Source organism: Adlercreutzia sp. CNCM I-6207, from assembly GCF_977072305.1.
In genome coordinates, this window is record NZ_CDRVLZ010000004.1 from 39,827 (window position 1) to 58,987 (window position 19,161).

A 19,161-nucleotide genomic window follows, 5' to 3' on the forward strand; every position below is an offset into this window, starting at 1 on the left:
CACGGCACTTCCGCTCCGAGTCCGAGCCCGGACAACTACGTAAATGCTAGAACAACCCCGTGATCGTGCCGTCTTCCATCACATCGATCTTATGGGCGGCGGGGGCCTTCCCCAAGCCCGGCATGGTCATGATGGAGCCGGTGAGCGCCACGATGAAGCCGGCGCCGGCGGACACCTTCACCTGGCGCACCGTGATCTGGAAATCGCGGGGAGCGCCCAGCTTGGTGGCGTCGTCCGAGAACGAGTACTGGGTCTTGGCCATGCACACGGGCATCTCTCCGAAGCCCAGGGCCTCCAGCTGCGCGATCTCCTTCTGCGCCGCGGGCTCGAACACCACGCCGTCGGCATGGTAGACGCGCTTGGCGATGGCCTCGATCTTCTCAGCGATAGAGAGGTCGTCCTCGTAGGAGAACGTGAAGGTCTCCGCAGAGCGACCGGCCTCATCCCCGTTCTCACACAAGGCCACCACCTCATCGGCCAGGGCCAGGCCGCCCTCGCCACCGCGCGCCCACACCTCGGACAAAGCCACGTTCACGCCCAGCTCGCGGCACTTCGCCTCCACGAGGTCGAGCTCGGCCTTGGTGTCGGTCGGGAAGGCGTTGATGGCCACCACGCAGGGCAGGTTGTACACGTTGGTGATGTTCTCCACGTGCTGCAGCAAATTCGGCAGGCCCGCCTCCAGCGCCTCCAGGTTCTCCTCGTTGAGATCGGCCTTGGCCACGCCGCCGTGGTTCTTCAGCGCGCGCACCGTGGCGACGACCACCACCGCATCGGGCTTAAGGCCGGCGAGGCGGCACTTGATGTCGAGGAACTTCTCCGCGCCCAGATCGGCGCCGAAACCAGCCTCAGTGACGCAGTAGTCGCCGAGCGCCATGGCCATGCGCGTGGCCATGATGGAGTTGCAGCCGTGGGCGATGTTGGCGAAGGGACCGCCGTGGACGAAGGCCGGGGTACCCTCGAGCGTCTGCACGAGGTTCGGCTTCAGGGCGTCCTTCAGCAGCGCGGCCATGGCGCCTTCGGCCTTCAGATCGTGGGCTGTGACGGGTTTGTCGTCGTAGGTGTAGCCGACCACGATACGGCCCAGGCGCTCCTTCAGGTCGGTGATGGAGGTGGCCAAGCAGAAGATGGCCATGACCTCGCTGGCCACGGTGATGTCGAAGCCGTCCTCGCGGGGCACGCCGTGGGCTTTGCCGCCCAGGCCGTCCACGATGTGGCGCAGCTGGCGGTCGTTCATGTCCACCACGCGCTTCCACGTGATCTTGCGCACGTCGATGTTGAGCTCGTTGCCGTTCTGGATGTGCGCGTCGAGCAGCGCCGCGAGCAGGTTGTTGGCCGCGCCGATGGCGTGGAAGTCGCCGGTGAAATGCAGGTTGATGTCTTCCATGGGAATAACCTGGGCGTAGCCGCCACCGGCCGCACCGCCCTTGATACCGAACACCGGGCCGAGCGACGGCTCGCGCAGCGCCACGACCACGTTCTTGCCGCGCAGCGAAAGCGCATCGGCCAGGCCCACCGTCGTGGTGGTCTTGCCCTCTCCGGCCGGCGTGGGATTGATTGCGGTCACCAGGATGAGCTTGCCCGGGGCGTGCTCCTCCTCACGCAGCAGGTTGTAATCGACCTTCGCCTTGTAGTTTCCGTACAGCTCAAGGTACTTTTCGTCGACGCCGGCAATGGCAGCGATCTCGCCAATAGGTTTCGGTTCGGTCGCCTGGGCAATTTCAATGTCGGTCAACACGTCGGGCCCTTCTTTCTCATGTCGCGGCGCGCAGGCGTACCTGGCAGCCTCATCGATAGATGGCGCAGCGCCGGCGGAAGGAATCGTCCTGCCGACCAAACGCTGACGCTCCCATTCTAGCGATGCGGCCGCGCCCCGTCGCCCCTCTATCCCCAAAGGGCGCAACTTCCCCTCATTGCGGGGATTCCCGAAGGCATCCGCGCCCAACAGCCCCTAGCGGTAGGCGCGATCGGCGATAAGGCGCAGGCCTTCCAGCGTCAGCTCGGTGTTCACCTCGTCGATGGTACTCGAGTAGCGCTCGACGACCGGCGCCAGACCGCCCGTGGCGATGACCTTTGCCGGATAGCCCAGCTGGTCGAAGATGCGGCGCACCAGCCCGTCCACCCGGTCGGCCTCTCCCAACATGATACCCGATTGGATGGCCTCCACCGTGTTGGTGCCGATGACCGCCGGCGGCGCCACCAGCGCGATGTCCGGCAGCTGAGCGCCGTGAGTGAACAGCGCGTTGGCCGAAGTCTGCACGCCCGGCGCGATAACGCCGCCGCGGAAGCGGCCGTCGCGATCGATGACCTCGATGTTCGTGGCCGTTCCGAAGTCGACCACCACCACCGGCGCCCCGTAGATCGCCCGGGCCGCCACCGCATCGGCCACCCGATCGGCGCCGATCTCGCGGGGGTTGGGGTAATCGGCGTCGAAAAGGCCCTCGGCCGTCTCGGCATTGCACACCAGCGACCGCGCGCCGGTGGCGTCCTTGATGGCCTGCATCCAGGCCTTGGTCAGCTGGGGCACCACCGAGGCGACCGCCGAGGCGCGCACCTGGGAAAGATCGAGGCTCTCGAGGGAAAACAGCGTGGAGAAGACGATGCGCAGCTCGTCGGCCGCCGCCTTCCGATTGGTGGCGATTCGCCACATCGCGCGCAGAGAATCCCCCGCGTAGACCCCGATTACGGTATGGGTGTTACCGATGTCAATAGCAAGTAACATAATTATGACAATCTTCCTCAGTTTTCCGGCCCTGCGGGCTTATTTGCGTATAGTTAGCGCATGAGAGATTATAGCAATGTCTCAACGATATGCCCCCGACGGGCATTCGTCGATATGACGAGAGAAAGGCAAGACCATGATAGAGACACCGAGCCGCATCCTTGTCGTTGACGACGAGCCTTCCATCACCGAATTCGTCAGCTACGCGTTGAAAAAGGAGGGCTACGAGACCGACGTCGTCGACAACGGCGAGGACGCCTTCGCGTTGGCAAGCGCCAACAACTATGATCTGTTTATCTTGGATATTATGCTGCCGGGCATGGACGGCTACGAGCTGTGCCGTCGGCTGCGTTCGAAGACCACGGCCCCCGTGCTGTTCCTTTCCGCCCGCGACACCGAGCTGGACAAAGTCGTCGGCTTGGAAATCGGCGGCGACGACTATCTCGCCAAGCCCTTCGGCGTGCGCGAGTTGATCGCCCGCGTCCGCGCGCTTCTGCGCCGCGGCCAGGGCGGCGAGTTCCCCGGCGCGAGCAATTCCATCACCGCTTCGGGCATCACGCTGGACGAGGACGCCCACACCGCCGCCGGCGACCACGGCGAGATCGACCTGACGCCCCGCGAGTTCGAGCTTCTGGCCTCGCTCATGAAGAACGCCGGCAAGGTGGTCTCCCGCGAGGATCTGCTCCGCGACGCCTGGGGCTGGGAGTACCTCACCGAGACCAAGACGGTGGACACCCACATCAAGCGTCTGCGTGACAAGATTCACGCCGCCGGCTACGATCCGGCCCTCGTGGAAACGGTACGCGGCTACGGCTACCGCTTCAAGGCGTAAGCCAACTCGCGAGAAATCTGCTCCCATGAAGGGAAGGCTCCCGAGCGGGAGCCTTCCCTTTTAGCGACGGGTTTCTACCGACCGTTTTCTAAGGGTAAATGCCAGTTCGGCCCCGTTATGGCGTGCTGCGATGCCCGTTAAGGGGTGAAATGGCAAGCAAATGCCAGTTCGGCCCCGTTATGGCAACACGCGGACGACCATTTCGGGGCCCAACTGGCATTTGCTCGAGGATTTAGCAGCGACGAGACGCCTACCGCACGGCGGCGCGGACGGCGTCGGCGCAGATGACGGCGGCCACGATCTTGCAGAGGTCAACGACCATAAACGGCGCCACCGCCGTGAGGAACGCCGTGGCCAGATCCACGTGCCCCACCACCATGTACTGGACGCACCCGCACACGTAAGCGATAGCCGTAAAGATGATGCCGGCGATAATCTCTACCCCGAAGCTGCGCAGAAACGCACCCGCGCGCTGGAGCGGCGTCATGGCCGTCTTCTCCGCGCGAGTGAGCCGCGGCGCATTCTTGCCGCCGGCCATACCGAGCCTCGTGCGCACCGCGTGCAAAAACAGCGCGGCAGCCGCCACGCCGAAGAGGTATCCCCACAGAAAGCCGCCCGTCGGCCCGGCCAGAACACCGATTCCACCGCGCATGCCCGAGAACACGGGCACCCCCACCGCACCCAGCAGCAAGTAGCCCGTGATGGCCGCAATGGCCTCCTTGGGACTCAGCACCACTATGGCAAACGTGATGGCGAACATCTGCAGCGTGAAGGGAATGGGACCCAAGGGCACGACCACCCAGGCCGATACCGCCATGATGGCGATGGTCAAGCCGACAAAGACCACCGACCGCGTTCGCTGGGTCGCCTCGCTGCGCGTCTTCGTTGATTCCATGCATCTCTCCTTCCACTCGAAGAATTTCATGGTAGGAGACGAGCGCGCCCCGCAGCCCTCGCGAAGCGCCTCAAGCGGTTAGCGGGCTGCCATGCCAATAAATTTGTGCAAGTGCTCAAAAACTAATCGTACATCGCGGCGAGCTTGCGGAGGCGCACCATTTCCCAGGCCACGAAGATGGCCGTGGTGAAGATGGAGAGGAAGTCAGCCACCGGTGCCGCGAAGTACAATGCGTCCAATCCGGTGAACTGCGGAAACAGCTGCGGCAGCACCACAGGCATCAGGTACAGCAAGGGCACGAGGAACAGAATCTGGCGCGTCAAGGTGAGGAACACCGACTTGGCCGGCTGGCCCGTGGCCTGGAAGTAGTTCGAGCTGACGATCTGGAAGCCCACGAAGGGCAGCATGAGGAACTGCACGCGGATGGCGAAAGCCGTGAAATCAACGAGGCCGTCGTGGGAGATGCCGAAGGCATGGGCGATGGGCACCGCGAACACCTCGACGATGATGAACATGAGCACGGAGATGGAGGATGCCGCCCCGATGCCGTACCACAGCGTCTTGCGAACGCGATTGACGTTGTGAGCGCCGTAGTTGAAGCCGAGCAGCGGCTGCAGGGCGATGGCGATGCCGATGAGCGGCATGACCGAGAACTGCCCGATGCGCTGCACCACGCCAATGGCCGCCAGCGCGTCGTCGGCGCCGATGGGCGTCAGGGCCCCGTATTTCACCAGCTGGAAGTTGATGACGAAGTTCACGATGGCCATGCCCGCCTGCACGCAGAAGCTCGGCAGCCCGAAGGCGAGGATGGTGCGATCCATGGAAAAGCTCAGGCGCATGGCGGGCAAGCGCAGCCGCATGGGAACGTCGCTGCGCAGGCAGAAGTACTGCAGCACCGCCAAACACGAGCAGGCCCAGCCGAGCACCGTGGCCAGGGCGCTGCCCATGACCCCCCAACCGAGCGCCAGAACGAACAGGGCGTTGAAGGCCACCGAGCCCACCAGACCGATGACCATGGTGCCGAGCGCCCGGTTAGGGGCGCCGCAGGTGCGGATGAAGTTGTTCACGCCAAGGCCGATGCACTGCAAGATAAAGCCGGCACAAAGGATCTGGATGAACGTCTGGGCGTAGGGGCGCACCTCCGGCGTGGCGCTCGCCAAATCGAGCACCCAGGAGACCAGCGCCGGATTCCACCCGATGACGAGCACAATGACGGCAGCAACGAGACTCAAGGACACCACATTGCCCAGGGCGCGTTCGGCATCGTCGCGCTTGCCCTCGCCGAGGCGCAGGGCCGCCAGCGCGTTGCCGCCGTTGCCGATGAGCATGGCGATGGCCATGAACACGATCATGATGGGGTTGGCCACGGTCATGGCCGAAAGGCCGATCTCCCCTACCGCGTGCCCCAGAAACACCGAGTCGATGATGGCATAGGAGCCGTTGATGAGCATGCCCACCACCGACGGAATGGCGAACTCCGTAATGAGCCGCGGAATGGAGGCCGTCCCCATCCGCAGCACCTTGTCGTCACCCGCCGACGAGGCGCGCAACCGCTCCCCGCGCGGATCTCCGGCTGCTTGGGCGTCCACGCCAAGCTCGCGCTCGCCCTGCGCAGCTGCGCCCTCTTTCAATTCCCCGTCAAGCTTCTTCTCGTCACTCATGCCTTCGCGCCTTTCTTCTCTTCGGCGCTATTGTAGCCCTTACGGCATCACCATGACGTGGGCCTCGCCGGAGGCGACGGGGACGGTGTCGTCGGCGGTGCGGACGAGAAGGCGACCGCGCTCGTCGACGCCGGTGGCCGTGCCTTCCAAAGTAGCGGTGCCGGCGGCGTCCTCGATGCGCACCGCGCGACCGGTGAGGAAGGACGAGCCCTCGTAGCTGCCCAACGTCGGCATGAAGCCGAGCTCGCGCCAACGACCGTAGTTCACGAGGATGCGGGCGATGACCTCGCGCTGGATGTCGGTGATGACCTCCTCGCGACGAGCAGCCTGCTCGCGCTCCGGCAATGCCGCGATGGCCTGGGCCAGTGACACGAAATGCCCCGGGGCGGATTCAGGGGCCGGCATGATATCCGCCATGTACTCGGGAACGTTGCGACCCTGCACGGGACGGTCGACCTCGGGGCGGAACACGTTGATGCCGATACCCACGCACACGCCGCCCCCGCAGGCCTCCAGCGAGATGCCGCAGAGCTTGCGGTACTCGTCGGCGCGCTCGCAGTCGGCGGGCATATAAATCACGTCGTTGGGCCACTTCACTTGGATGCCGTCCTCGAACTGCGGCGCCGCCACCTGGCCTAAGGCGCGCTGGACCGAAAGCCCCACCACCAGGCTCAAGGTAGCCAAGCCGCTGCCGGCCACATCGGGACGCAAGAGGATGGACATGTACAGGCCGCCCTCCGGGCTGTCCCATTCGCGACCCTGGCGGCCATAGCCGCTGGACTGGCGTCGGGCGCGAACAATGAGACCCTCGGCCTTGCCCTCGCGCAACGCGTTCTTCACGACCTCGTTGGTGGAGGCCACCTCATCGAGCACGGTCAGCTTCATGGCTAGATCCTCCTTGCCTTCCCAACGCGCTGCGCCTCGGGCACGCGCCCCACGGGGGTTCCGTCCGCCAACTCCCAGCCAGGCAGAATTTCCAGCAGGGGCTTCACAACGAAATCGCGCTCCGTCACACGCGGGTGCGGAAGCGTGAGCTCGTCGTCGGAAGCGACGTACATCTGATAGTCGAGAATATCGATATCGAGCGTGCGCGGGCCGTTCTCGATAGTGCGCACGCGACCGAGTGAGTTCTCGATGCCGTGCAAGTAGCCGAGCAGCTCCTTCGGCGGAAGGCCGCTGCGCAGAAGCACCACGGCGTTCACGAAGGTATCCTGATCCTCGTAGTAGGCCGGCTCGCTCTCGTAGAACGACGACATGTCCATGATCTGGGTGTCGGGCAGGCTGCACAACTGACCCACGGCGAGGTTCAGCTGGGCGATTTTGGCCTCGGTCTCCTCGCCGGGCTCGGCCACGAGCGCCACATTGGAGCCCAGTCCCAGAAGCACCGCCGGCCTCAGATCCTTCAACGCCGCAGCCGTCATCTCTACGTTATGGGTGCGCACCACGCTGGCGCCCAGCTCGCAGGCGAGCAATGCCTCAGCCGCGGAGGCCACATCGCGGTCGTGAAGCTCTTCCACATGGTAGGCCTCGCCCACGAAGCGCTTGCGCGAGACCGCCACCATGACCGGATAGCCCAGGTGGACGATCTCGTGGAGATTGCGCATGAGCTCGATGGTTTGCTTGGGCGTCTTGCCGAAGCCAGGGCCCGGATCGACGCAGATGCGGGAGCGGTCGATGCCGGCCGCCTCCAAAGCGGCGGCCGCATCGCGCAGGTAATCGCGCACTTCGGCCACCACGTCCTGGTAAACGGGGTTGTCCTGCATGGTAGCGGGCTCGCCCTTCATGTGCATGACCACGCAGCCGCAGCCGCAGCGGCGCACCGCCTCGCGCATGGCGGGATCGCGAAAACCCGACACGTCGTTGACGATGGAAGCGCCGGCATGCAGGGCGCGGACGGCCACCTCGGCATGGCGCGTATCCACCGACACGCAGATGCCGGCCTCCACCAGGGCCGCCACGACCTCGCCGATGCGATCCCACTCCTCATCGGGCGTGACCGGCGTGGCGCCCGGACGCGTCGACTCGCCGCCCACATCCACAATGGCGGCACCGGCGCGCACCATTTCCAGACCGTGGGCCACAGCTGCCTTCGGATCGAGATAAGCGCCGCCGTCGGAGAAGGAATCGGGGGTCACGTTCAAAATGCCCATGATGATGGGCGTGCTGGTGTCGAAGTCGTATTGTCCGCAATGCCAAATCATGAATGCTGAAGCCTCGTCTTCCTCGGCGTTTCCTCCCTTAGATTCTCAACCGATAAGTGTAACGGCGCAAAAAGCCCGTGTACACTGGTTTTCAGATGAGTGTACCGTAATATCTCTTAGAGCGGGCTTCAAGTTTAGGCGCATGCACGAAAAAGAGCGCCCGAAGGCGTCATCTCAGCTTCCGCAGGGGGCGACCTTGGTCGCCCTTTGTCGCAAGCGCGGCCTCTTCCGTAGGGGGACGACCTTGGTCGCCCCTTGCTACAGGCATGGTTGCCGTTGCAGAAAGGGCTGACCAAGGTCAGCCCCTACGAAGGTTATGTATGTTGACAATCGAGGATCGCGTCCAAGCGCAGCGTCCTCGCTCAATCCTTCTTGTTCGGATCAGGGGCGTCGGCGGAGGAATCCATGTCGTCCTCGCGGTCGATCTCGGCGTTCACCTCGGCTTGGGTGGGTGCATCGGCGCGGTCGGCGTGCTCGGCAGGCGTGCGGAAGGGGGCATTCGGATCCTGGTCGCCCGGCTCTACCGGCTCGTTTCGCCAGTTCGGGTCGGCCAGCGTCTCGCCGGCATCGGGATCGGCCGGCGCAGCACCCGGCGCGCCCGGCGTGTCGCTCGCGCCATCGCCCTCGCCTTGGGCCGCCAAAAGCTCGGCGTCCTTGGCGCGGGCCGCGGCCTCTTCCGCCTCCTTGGCGGCGATGATGTCGTCCTCGCGCGCCAAGTACTCGTCCCACTTGTTGTCGAGCAGCGCCTCGCAGGCCTCGCCTTCCACGGTCTCGCGCTCGAGCAGCACGCTGGCCATGAGGTCCATCTGATCGGCATGGGAGGACAGAATCGCGTGAGCCCGGTCATGGGCCTCCTTCATGATCTTGGCCACCTCTTCATCGATGCGACGGGCCGTCTCCTCGGAGTAATCCTGGGTGTTGCCATAGTCGCGGCCCAAGAACACCTCGTGGTTGGGCTGGCCGAACACCTGAGTGCCCAGAGGACTCATGCCGTACTGGGTGACAATGGCGCGGGCCATCTTGCTTGCGCGCTCAAGGTCGTTGGAGGCGCCGGTGGTGATATCGTCGCAGAAGATCTCCTCGGCCACGCGGCCTCCCATGAACACCGCCAGCTCGTCTTTCATCTCGGAAAGCGAGTTCAAAACCTTGTCCTCGTCGGGAATGGAAAGGGTGTAGCCCAGCGCTCGGCCGCGCGAGATGATCGAGATCTTGTGCACCGGATCGGCATGGTCGAGCAAATGGCCCACGAGCGCGTGCCCGCTCTCGTGGTAGGCGATGGTATGCTTGGTCTTCTCGTTCATCACACGGCCCTTACGCTCCGGGCCGGCGATGACGCGCTCCATCGACTCGCTCACCTCGCGCATGGTGATGATCTTCTTGCCGCGCCGCGCCGTGAGCAGGGCCGATTCGTTCATGAGGTTCGCCAGATCGGCGCCGGTGAAGCCCGGGGTGATCTTCGCGATCTTCGCCAGATCCACATCCGACCCGATGGGCTTGTCCTTGGAATGCACCTCCAGGATGCGCTGGCGGCCCTTCACGTCGGGGGTGTCCACAACGATTTGGCGGTCGAAGCGGCCGGGGCGCAGAAGCGCCGGATCTAGCACGTCGGCGCGGTTCGTGGCCGCGATGAGCACCACGGAGTCGTTGGACTCGAAGCCGTCCATTTCCACGAGCAGCTGGTTCAAGGTCTGCTCGCGCTCGTCGTGACCGCCGCCAAGGCCCGTGCCGCGCTGGCGCCCCACCGCGTCAATCTCGTCGATGAAGATGATGGCGGGGGAAGCCTCTTTCGCGTCCTTGAACAGATCGCGCACGCGGCTCGCGCCCACGCCCACGAACATCTCGACGAAGTCCGAGCCCGAGATGCTGAAGAACGGCACGCCCGCCTCGCCGGCCACAGCGCGCGCGAGCAGGGTCTTGCCGGTGCCCGGAGGGCCCACGAGCAGGCAGCCGCGCGGAATCTTCGCACCCATCGATTGGTATTTGGCGGGATTGGCCAGAAAGTCCTTGATCTCCTGCATCTCCTCCACGGCCTCATCGACGCCGGCCACATCGGCAAACGTCACATCGGGGCGCTCCTCCAGAGTCTTCTTCGCCTTGTTCTTCCCGAAGCTCATCTGGGAATTGTTGGCCTGCTGCATCTTGTAAAAGAAGAACATCAGAAGGCCGCCGATGATGAGAATGGGCAGAAGCGTGGCCAGAACCTCCAGGAAGGGACTCGGCAACGTCACCTGATAGGAGATGTCGGGGTGAGCCGCCAGAAGCTCGCCGAGCGAATCGGAGCCCACATAGGTGGAGGTGTAATTGTGCTCTTTGCCCAGCGTGGCCGGATCGAGCGTCGTGGTGGCCACGCCGCCGAGCGCCTTGCCGTCATCGCCGTGCTCGGTCGCCATGAGGGCGTTCAGGGAATCGAAGGCCCCGTTGAAGGCGGCGGCGGCCTCGGAGCCGGCGGTGGCCGCCGGGAAGTAGGTGCCCGACACCGTGTAGTCGCCGGCGGAGTAGGTGACCGACTTCACGCGGCCCTGCTCCACCGCTTGGGTGAACTCGGAGGTAATGAGCTGATCGGTCACGGTGGTGCCCATGGCGCCGGTGCGCATGAACTGGCTGCCCACGAAAAATGCCACGGCCAAGAGGATGATGACCATGACCATCGTGGTGCGCTGGGTCGACGCCGGCGGGATTGGTTTCTTGGGATTGTTGTCTGCCATAGTTGATTGCTGCCTTTACTGGTAGATCTCGGGCTTCAGAACGCCGATGTAGGGGAGGTTGCGGTAATGCTCGGCAAAGTCGAGGCCGTAACCGACGATGAACTCGTCGGGGCACTCGAAGCCGATATAGCGGCACGGGATGTCGGCCTGGGCCGACGTGTCCTTGCGCATGAGCGCCGCCACCGTAAGCGACGCCGGCTCGCGGGACTGCAGGTTCTTCAGGAGGTACTTCAGCGTGAGCCCTGAATCGATGATGTCCTCGGCGATGACGACGTGACGCCCCCGGATGTCGGTGCTGAGATCTTTCAGGATGCGCACCACACCGGAGCTCTTCGCGCCGTTGCCGTAGGAGGACACGGCCATGAAGTCCACTTCCAGCGGTAGATCGATGGCGCGGATGAGGTCGCAGGTGAACACCGCCCCACCGCGCAGGATGGACACGACCACAATGCCCGCATCCCCGGCAACGTCGGCATAGTCGCGAGTGATGGCCTCGCCCAGCTCGCGCACGCGTATCGCCAGGTCCTGCTCGGAGAAAAGTATCTCTGAGATGTCGTTATGCACGTGAACCACTTTCTCTTTGCCCGCAGCACGCGCTCCTCGCGCAAACGCCGCAGCGCTCTTTAATCGCAGTCCAGTTTACCAAAGACCTTTTCTCGAACAGCCGTAAGACAGCAACGCCACAAATTATGTGCGCTAATTGTCATCGAGCCGCTAAGGGCCGCATCGATACTGGCGGCATGCCAGAGCCCGGCGTCACGCAACCGCAAGACTCAGCCAACATTGATCGCTTAGCATTCTGCGGCCTCGGCGTTCACGAGGTCGGGGAATTCCTTGATGAGGCGTGTCGTAGGCAGGCCGATGATGGTGTCGAGGGAGCCGTCGTAGTGGTCAACGAGCGCCGCCCCCTCACCTTGGATGGCGTAGGCGCCGGCCTTGTCGAAGGACTCGCCCTTGCGCAGGTAGTCGGTGATTTCCTCGTCGGTCAGGTCGCGGAAGGTCACACGGCTTATGTCGGCGAAGGTGCGGAAGCCCAGAGACACATCCTCGGCGTTGGGGGCGGCCACCATCCAGACGGACACGGCCGTGATGACCTCGTGGGTGCGGCCGGACAGCTGACGCAGCATGTGCTTGCCGTCGGAGGCGCTGCGGGGCTTGCCGAAGATCTTGCCGTCGAGAACCACCATGGTGTCGGCGCCGATGACGATGAGCATGCCGGTGTAGTTCTCGGCCAGCACCTCCTGAATGACCGCGCCGGCCTTGCGCTCGGCGAGCTTCTTGGCGGCCTCTTCGGGGTCGGCGGCCAAATCGGGCTCCAGCGACTCGTCCACCGGGGTCGCCGGCGTGCGCACGGTGAACTTCACGCCGGCCGCATCCAGAAGCTCGCGGCGGCGCGGGCTGCTGGAGGCGAGGATCACTTCGAAAGCGGGCGCAGTCGCAGCTTCCGCTTCCGCTTCCTCTTCCACGGCCTGCTGCAGCTCATCGGCAGCTACCTTCGCGGCGACTTCGTTGGCAAATTCGTCGGTTCTTTCAGTCATGCTTCTTCCTTCTTGCTCGGAAATAGGCCATGGGCTCCACAAGGACACCCCGCTTGTTCGCGCTCACGGCCAGATCATACTGGATATTGGCCACATACCCGCTGTTGGGCGCGCCGTTCGCGAAGCCAGCGAGCACGGCTTCCACGCTAGCGGCTTCCACCCGCGCATCCGGGCCGAGCATCGCTTCCAAAAGACGCAGCACCGCGCGACGCTGCAGCGGGCGCTCCGCTTTTCCAAAAGCGGGCAGAAGGCGGAAGCCCTCGGAGCGGTCGATGCCGAAGGTGTCGTCCTCGGCCACCCATTCCGCGGACTCCTCGGCCAGCTTTTCGGCCATGTTCTGCAGCATGTCGTCCTCGTCGGCGATGAGGTTCATCGAGCGGGTCAGCACCTCGGGCAGCGCACTGTTCCATTCCTTGGCCACCGGCACGATCTTGTGGCGCACATAGGCGCGGAAGCGGTCGGTGTGGGCGTTGGTGGCGTCCTCGCGCCAGAGCGCGCCGGACTCGTCGCGGACCACGGTCTCCCCCGCTGACTCGCGGGCGGAAAGGTAGTCGCGCAACTCGTCGCGGGTAAGGTCGAGCAACGGGCGCACCACGGGCCCGTTGCGGTAGAGCATGCTGCGGAAGCCGCCCGGACCGGTGCCCACGATGGAGCGCATGTAGAAGTTCTCGATGCGGTCGTCGGCGGTATGGGCCGTGAAGATGCACGCCTCGGAGAGGGGGCGTCCCTCGTGCTGGCACATCGAGCGCAGCGCCTCGTTGGCGGCCAGGTAGCGCTCGCGCCGGGCCACGGCTTCCACGTTCTCGCGGCTGCGCTCGGCTTCGGCAGCGATGTCGATGGAGCAGATGAACAGCGGGATGTCCAGCGCCTCGGCCAAAGCCGCCACGAAGCGCTCGTCGGCATCGGCGTCCTCGCCGCGCAACTGGTGGTTCACGTGCAGCATGGCCACCGGTCCCACATCGCCCGCCTCGCGCAGGGCAGCGCCCAAATACGCCAGCGCCGTGGAATCGGAGCCGCCGGACACCATGAGCAGCACAGCGGCATCGGGCGCCACCAAGTCGTGAGTTGCGATGGCGGCACGGGCCTTTTCGAGGGTTCCTTCAATCAAGTCAGTCATTTTCCCTTCCTTCTTCTTGCAACTCGCCGGGGCCGGGGCGCGGGGTAATGCTCAGTCGCTCAAACAGTCCTCGCTCGGTGAGCACCACCCCGTGCCCCTCCGCGCCTGTCTTCCCGTTCCAGCATGACGATGGATTCTACGTGGTCGGTGTGGGGGAACATGTCCACCGGCCGGATGGCGCGCACCTCGTAGCCGCTCTTCACCAGCTGGCGCACGTCGCGGGCCTGGGTTGCGGGGTTGCACGAGATGTAGACGATGCGCTCGGGGGCAAGCGCCGCAGCGCCCGCGAGGAACTCGGGCGTGGAACCGGCCCGCGGCGGATCCATGAGCAGGACGAGGGGCTGCGGACGCTCCTCCGATGCTGCAAGCTCCTTCATGAAAGCGGTGGCGTCCTGCGCCACGAACTCGGCGTTTTCCACACCGTTGTGGCGGGCGTTGTTGGCGGCGTCGCGGATGGCCGCCTCCACGGAATCGACGCCGATAACGCGGGCCGCCCCACGGCTCGCGGCCACCAGCCCAATGGTGCCTGTGCCGCAATAGGCGTCGATAACCGTCTCGACGCCCGTAAGATTCGCCAAGCGGATGGCCTCGTCGTAAAGCACCTCGGTCTGCGTGGCGTTCACCTGGTAGAACGACTGCGACGAGATACGGAACGTGAGTCCGCACAGCGTGTCCAAGATGAATCCGGGGCCGAAGAGCACGCGCTCCTTGTCGCCCAAGATGACATTGGTCTGGCGCGTGTTCACGTTCTGCACGATGGTGGTCACCTCGGGCACGCGGCGCACCAGCTCGCGGCAGAAAGCCTTCGACGCGGGAAACTCCTCGCCGTTGGTCACCACGGTCACGAGCACTTCTCCGCTCTTATGGCCCACGCGCACCACGGCGTGGCGCACGAAGCCGGCGCCGGTGTCTTCGTTGTAGGGCTCCATGCTCCAGCGGGCCATGATGTCGCGGATGGCGAGCGTCACCTTCTTGGCCGTCTCGTTTTCGATAGCGCACGTATCGGTGGGAATGAGCCGGTGGGTGCCGGTCTCGTACATGCCCGTGAGGATGTCGGCGCGGGCGAGTTTGGCATCCTTTCCCTTGCGCTTTGCGCCCTTGGCTGGGGCGTAAGGGGAGATCACCTTGTTGCGGTAATGGAAGGGATCGTTCATGCCCAGAATGGGCAGCAGGGCGTCGGCGGGGGCGATGCCTTCGAAAAGAGCGGCCACCTGTTGTTCCTTCGCGGACAGTTGGTCTTCGTAGGGCACGTCCAACCGGCTGCAGCCGCCGCAACGTCCGAAGGCGGGACACAGGGCGCACGACAAGCCCTTCCCCGCATCGTCGGTGGTCTGGGACAAGGGGCGACCAAGGTCGCCCCCTACGGGGGGCTTTGACGCTCGTCGCGCCCCCTTCCCCCTACGCGCCTGGGGCAGGGGGCGACCGAGGTTGCCCCCTGCGGGATCGGCCCCGGAGCGTTTAAGGCGCGGCAGGTTGGCCCGGAGCGCTTTGGGTTTGGCGGGGCGGTTACTGGTGCGTTTCGGGTTGTTGTCATGTTTTCTCGTCATGGCCTCATTTTGACATAATGGGGCCACAGGAAAAGGAGGCACTTATGAACTTCATCATTCGCTGGATCGTCACCGCCATCTCCGTCGCCGCCGCCGTGTGGCTCGTGCCGGGCATCGAGATCTTGAGCAACAGCGCATCCTGGGTGGGCATCGTGTTCTTCGCACTCATTCTGTCGCTCATCAACATGTCCATCAAGCCGATTCTGCAGATCCTCTCGCTGCCGGTGACCGTGCTCACCCTGGGCATCTTCTATCTCGTGGTGAACACGCTTCTGCTCTACATCGCCGCGTGGCTCGCCAACGGGCTGTTCGGCGCCGGCTTCTACATCGCCAGCTTCGGCAGCGCCTTTGTGGCCTCCATCGTCATCTCGCTGGTGTCCGCCCTCGTCAACGGCCTCATCGGCAACGACGCGTAATCTCAGCTGCAGCCCCCAGCGCTTGCGGCAACCCGTAGCCAGAGAGGGCATTTTGCCAGGCGCCCCAGCGTGTTCCGACATTTTCAGGCCTCGGGCTACGGGTCTTTTTCTGCGCCAAGCATATCAAAAGACGCTGACCAGGCGTTTCTCTGAGAAAGAAAAAGTTAAATGATGTTTACACCGTAGCCCGGGAGGGGATAATGCCAGACTTGTTGGAGAGAGCTGGCAAAATCCCCTCTCGGGCTACGTTTTCGAGACTCTTACCATCGGCGCAACCCCTTCGCGCGCCGCCTCATCGCATGTGTCGCCCTACTCCGAGCGCAGGGCCTCCACCGGGTCTTTGCGGGCGGCGGCCATCGCGGGGAACAGGCCGGCGACAAACGACAGGAACACGCTGATGGCCACGAGGATCGCTCCCGCCACCGGCGGCAGCATGGCGATGTCGGGCACGTCCAGAAGCCCGTACACAATGGCGTTGACCGGAATGCACACGAGCGCCACGACCCCCACGCCGATCAGGCCCGCCGTCAGGCCCTCGATGATGGTCTCGGCGTTGAACACCCGCGAGATGTCGCCCTTGCTCGCGCCGATGGCGCGCAGGATGCCGATCTCCTTCTTGCGCTCGAGCACCGAGATGTAGGTGATGATGCCGATCATGATGGACGACACCACGAGCGATATGGCCACGAACGCGATGAGCACGTAGCTGATCATGTCCACGATCGTCGTGACCGATTTCATGAGCGTGCCCACGAAATCCGTGTAGGAGACTTTCTTGTCGTCCTGCCCCGAGGCCACCATGCGGTCGTTGTAATCGTCCAGAATGGCGATGACCTGCTGCTTGTCCTCGAAATTATCCGGATAAATGTCGATCTGCGAGGGCTTAGAAAGCTCCGCGTAACCCAACTTGCTCAGGTTCGCATCGAAGGACCGCGTCCCATTGCTCATGAGCGACATGATGAGCTCGGTCAGCTCCTCTTCGGTCATCTTCATTTGGAAGGCGTTCTGGAAAGCGCCGGTATCCACGGACATGGCCAGAGGAATGCTCGCCGCCATGTCGCCCATCACCTTCTGCACCGAGGCCTGGGTCTTGGCGGTGATCGTGGCCATGACCTGCTCCATGTAGGCTTTCATGGAAGATTCCAGGGCTGCGGAGATCTTCGTTGCCATCTCCTTCTGCAGGGCGTTGGCATCGACGATCTGCGCCGCGTACTGCCCCATAATGGCCTGCAGCTCGGGGCTTTGGGCGTAGGACTCCAGCGTCGACTGCGCCAGCGTCTGGAAGTCCGGCGGCGTGCCCGACGCCGCGGCCTGGGCATAGGCGGCGCCGAGGGCCTGGGTGTAGCCGGCCAGCGCCGCACCCATCATCTCGCCCATGGCGTCGCTGTTGAAGGCGGAGGTCACATCCAGGTTCAACGCACTTGCATCGAGCCCGGGCATCGCCGGCAGATCGCTCGCCGACATCCCCTCGCCCAGCGCGCTCGTGTCCATGTTCAACTTCGACTCATCGAACTTGAAGGCGTTCTGCAGCGCCTCCTCGTCGATGCTGAACAGGTTTTCCATAGAGAAATCCGAGCCCGATTCCTCTTCCTCGGCGAAATCCTTGCCGTTGAACACGTCGATGGTCGGGTAATTCAGCTGCTCCTGCACGATGGCGGTCTCGGAGGCCTGCTCGATCAGATGGCGCGTCAGCTCGGGCGTGTAGTAGATGCCCATGGAAAGCGCCGTGGCCTTCGCGTCCGGCCGCGGCTGCACGATGCCGACGATTTTCAGCTCCTCGCCGGCGTCCACGAGCCCCTTCATGTACTCCTCGTCGCCGGTTTTGTCGACCCAGACCTTGTTCTCCTCGTCATAGGTGTAGAAGTCGGCGGCGGGCACCATCTTCAGCGACACGCCCATGATCTCGTCGTAGGTGAACGTGAGGTTGTCGTCGGGGCTTTCCACGTCCTCCTCGTTCATGAACTGGTCGATCATGTCCTCGAGCACCGCGTGATCGCGCAGCCCCAGGGCATAGCTCACCAGATCGGGCACCGTTCCGTTCGCGGTCAGCACCACGACGCACTCGTTGTAGGCGGAAGGCCACCGGCCCGCCTTCACGTCGTACTGCTCCTCCACAATGGCGGTGTTGCCCATCATCTCGCTGAACACATCGGTGGAGTACATGGACGACATGAGCGCGTTGGACGAACCGGAGCCCATACCGAAGGCGGAGAACGTCGTGTCCGGATTGATCTGGCGCACCCCGTCCTCGGTGTTGCCGTCGAAGATCTGGGGCACCACGTTGTAGGAGTACTCGATGGAGTTCACGTAGCTGTTGATGTCGCCGCCGTTCTCGTCGAGGAACAGCTTGAGCGAGGCGAGGTCGTTGTTCTCCAGGCTCGCGAACATGTCGGTGACCATGCGCGTCTCGGGCACGTTGCCGTCGGCGGCCGGGTCGTTCTCGTCCCCGTTCTTGCCACCTTGAAGGCCCATTTCCGCAAGCGGGTCGTCGCCGGTGCCCTCGCCCGTCGCATCTCCCCCGTCGCCCGTGCTCCCATCGACGGCCATGCCCATGAGCGCCGTCATGTCGAAGCCCGTGGACATGATCTGCAGCGGGTACACCGACAGCGTCTCCTCCTCGGTGCGCTCGATGTAGTTGTCCACGCCGTTGGCGAGCGCGAGTATGGCCGCGATGCCGATGATGCCGATGGAGCCGGCGAAGGCCGTCATGATGGTGCGGCCCTTCTTGGTCATAAGGTTGTTCGCCGACAGCGCGAGCGCCGTGAGAAAGCTCATCGAGGTCTTGCGGATGGGCTTGCGCGAGGCGTGCATTTCCGCTTCCGTGGGGAAATAGGGGTCTGTGTCCGAGCGGATGACGCCGTCGGCGAGGTTCACCGTGCGCGTGGCGTACTCGGCCGCCAGCTCCGGGTTGTGGGTGACCATGATGACCAGACGGTCCTTGGCGATCTGAGTGAGCAGGTCCATGATCTGCACCGAGGTATGGGAGTCAAGCGCGCCGGTGGGCTCGTCGGCCAGCACGATCTCCGGATCGTTGATGAGCGCGCGGGCGATGGCGACGCGCTGCATCTGACCGCCCGAAAGCTGGCTCGGCTTCTTGTTCAAATGCTCGGACAGCCCGACCGATGCCAGGGCCTCCTTGGCGCGGCGGGTGCGCTCGGCCTTCCCCACGCCCGAGAGCGTCAGCGCCAGCTCCACGTTCTGCAGGATGGTCTGGTGCGGGATGAGGTTGTAGCTCTGGAACACGAACCCGATGCGGTTGTTGCGGAAAGTGTCCCAATCGCGGTCCTTGTAGCGGTGGGTGGAAATGCCGTCGACGATCATGTCGCCAGAGTCGTAGTGGTCAAGACCTCCCATCACGTTCAAAAGCGTCGTCTTGCCCGAGCCCGACGGCCCCAGAATCGCCACGAATTCGTTGTCGCGGAACGAGATGGAGACGTCGTTCAAGGCCACCTGGGTGAAGTCGCCCGTCGTGTAGGACTTGCAGATATTCTTGAGCTGCAGCATGCGCGCGTTCCCTTTCCTTCAATTCT

The 19,161-nt window shown here is 64.0% G+C and carries 14 protein-coding genes; 2 read left to right on the forward strand and 12 right to left on the reverse strand.

The window, feature by feature from the left end; translation table 11 throughout:
* Window positions 1–46: 46 nt before the first annotated feature.
* Window positions 47–1,735, reverse strand: coding sequence for a formate--tetrahydrofolate ligase (locus ACW4QM_RS03165; RefSeq protein ID WP_161127657.1), 1,689 nt, complete (start codon window positions 1,733–1,735; stop codon window positions 47–49).
* A 213-nt stretch (window positions 1,736–1,948) separates the two neighbouring features.
* A complete protein-coding gene (locus tag ACW4QM_RS03170) occupies window positions 1,949–2,719 on the reverse strand; it encodes a type III pantothenate kinase (protein WP_161127656.1) in 771 nt (256 codons plus the stop codon).
* 136 nt (window positions 2,720–2,855) lie between these two features.
* Here ACW4QM_RS03170 and ACW4QM_RS03175 point away from each other — a divergent pair, with 136 nt between their 5' ends.
* Window positions 2,856–3,551, forward strand: a complete 696-nt coding sequence (locus tag ACW4QM_RS03175; protein WP_022740466.1) for a response regulator transcription factor — start codon at window positions 2,856–2,858, stop codon at window positions 3,549–3,551.
* Between the two features lie 250 nt (window positions 3,552–3,801).
* Here ACW4QM_RS03175 and ACW4QM_RS03180 read toward each other — a convergent pair whose 3' ends face one another.
* The 9 genes from ACW4QM_RS03180 to rlmD form a co-directional block, all read right to left on the reverse strand.
* Window positions 3,802–4,446 carry a biotin transporter BioY gene (locus ACW4QM_RS03180; protein WP_114548806.1) on the reverse strand — a complete coding sequence of 215 codons (645 nt, stop codon included), beginning with the start codon at window positions 4,444–4,446 and terminating at the stop codon, window positions 3,802–3,804.
* A gap of 122 nt (window positions 4,447–4,568) precedes the next feature.
* Window positions 4,569–6,107 (reverse strand): MATE family efflux transporter, encoded by a 1,539-nt coding sequence (locus ACW4QM_RS03185; protein WP_227070342.1) that lies wholly within the window; start codon window positions 6,105–6,107, stop codon window positions 4,569–4,571.
* Between the two features lie 39 nt (window positions 6,108–6,146).
* Window positions 6,147–6,992 (reverse strand): biotin--[acetyl-CoA-carboxylase] ligase, encoded by an 846-nt coding sequence (locus ACW4QM_RS03190; protein ID WP_237974334.1) that lies wholly within the window; start codon window positions 6,990–6,992, stop codon window positions 6,147–6,149.
* Between the two features lie 2 nt (window positions 6,993–6,994).
* Window positions 6,995–8,308 (reverse strand): dihydropteroate synthase, encoded by a 1,314-nt coding sequence (gene folP / locus ACW4QM_RS03195; protein ID WP_237974335.1) that lies wholly within the window; start codon window positions 8,306–8,308, stop codon window positions 6,995–6,997.
* A gap of 362 nt (window positions 8,309–8,670) precedes the next feature.
* Window positions 8,671–11,013, reverse strand: a complete 2,343-nt coding sequence (ftsH, locus tag ACW4QM_RS03200; RefSeq protein WP_237974336.1) for an ATP-dependent zinc metalloprotease FtsH — start codon at window positions 11,011–11,013, stop codon at window positions 8,671–8,673.
* A 15-nt stretch (window positions 11,014–11,028) separates the two neighbouring features.
* Complete coding sequence (hpt, locus tag ACW4QM_RS03205) at window positions 11,029–11,577, reverse strand: hypoxanthine phosphoribosyltransferase (RefSeq protein ID WP_223900067.1); 549 nt, start codon at window positions 11,575–11,577, stop codon at window positions 11,029–11,031.
* Window positions 11,578–11,804: 227 nt separating this feature from the next.
* Window positions 11,805–12,479 carry a Maf family protein gene (locus tag ACW4QM_RS03210; protein WP_412668216.1) on the reverse strand — a complete coding sequence of 225 codons (675 nt, stop codon included), beginning with the start codon at window positions 12,477–12,479 and terminating at the stop codon, window positions 11,805–11,807.
* A gap of 64 nt (window positions 12,480–12,543) precedes the next feature.
* Window positions 12,544–13,668, reverse strand: a complete 1,125-nt coding sequence (gene tilS / locus ACW4QM_RS03215; protein WP_237974338.1) for a tRNA lysidine(34) synthetase TilS — start codon at window positions 13,666–13,668, stop codon at window positions 12,544–12,546.
* 59 nt (window positions 13,669–13,727) lie between these two features.
* Entirely contained in the window at window positions 13,728–15,215 is a 1,488-nt protein-coding gene (gene rlmD / locus ACW4QM_RS03220; RefSeq protein WP_273701252.1) for a 23S rRNA (uracil(1939)-C(5))-methyltransferase RlmD, read from the reverse strand.
* 44 nt (window positions 15,216–15,259) lie between these two features.
* On the opposite strand from rlmD, the gene ACW4QM_RS03225 reads away from it, so the two are divergent.
* A complete protein-coding gene (locus ACW4QM_RS03225; protein ID WP_022740483.1) occupies window positions 15,260–15,631 on the forward strand; it encodes a phage holin family protein in 372 nt (123 codons plus the stop codon).
* Between the two features lie 309 nt (window positions 15,632–15,940).
* On the opposite strand, the gene ACW4QM_RS03230 is transcribed toward ACW4QM_RS03225, so the two are convergent.
* Entirely contained in the window at window positions 15,941–19,135 is a 3,195-nt protein-coding gene (locus ACW4QM_RS03230; RefSeq protein ID WP_455798181.1) for an ABC transporter ATP-binding protein/permease, read from the reverse strand.
* Between the last annotated feature and the right edge of the window lie 26 nt (window positions 19,136–19,161).

Bases quoted from the DNA above. Each gene is read 5' to 3' on its own strand.
- tilS (WP_237974338.1), bottom strand. From the start codon at position 13,668: ATGACTGACTTGATTGAAGGAACCCTCGAAAAGGCCCGTGCCGCCATC.
- rlmD (WP_273701252.1), bottom strand. From the start codon at position 15,215: ATGACGAGAAAACATGACAACAACCCGAAACGCACCAGTAACCGCCCC.
- ACW4QM_RS03185 (WP_227070342.1), bottom strand. From the start codon at position 6,107: ATGAGTGACGAGAAGAAGCTTGACGGGGAATTGAAAGAGGGCGCAGCT.
- ACW4QM_RS03230 (WP_455798181.1), bottom strand. From the start codon at position 19,135: ATGCTGCAGCTCAAGAATATCTGCAAGTCCTACACGACGGGCGACTTC.
- ACW4QM_RS03225 (WP_022740483.1), top strand. From the start codon at position 15,260: ATGAACTTCATCATTCGCTGGATCGTCACCGCCATCTCCGTCGCCGCC.
- folP (WP_237974335.1), bottom strand. From the start codon at position 8,308: ATGATTTGGCATTGCGGACAATACGACTTCGACACCAGCACGCCCATC.
- ACW4QM_RS03170 (WP_161127656.1), bottom strand. From the start codon at position 2,719: ATGTTACTTGCTATTGACATCGGTAACACCCATACCGTAATCGGGGTC.
- ftsH (WP_237974336.1), bottom strand. From the start codon at position 11,013: ATGGCAGACAACAATCCCAAGAAACCAATCCCGCCGGCGTCGACCCAG.
- ACW4QM_RS03190 (WP_237974334.1), bottom strand. From the start codon at position 6,992: ATGAAGCTGACCGTGCTCGATGAGGTGGCCTCCACCAACGAGGTCGTG.
- ACW4QM_RS03175 (WP_022740466.1), top strand. From the start codon at position 2,856: ATGATAGAGACACCGAGCCGCATCCTTGTCGTTGACGACGAGCCTTCC.
- ACW4QM_RS03180 (WP_114548806.1), bottom strand. From the start codon at position 4,446: ATGGAATCAACGAAGACGCGCAGCGAGGCGACCCAGCGAACGCGGTCG.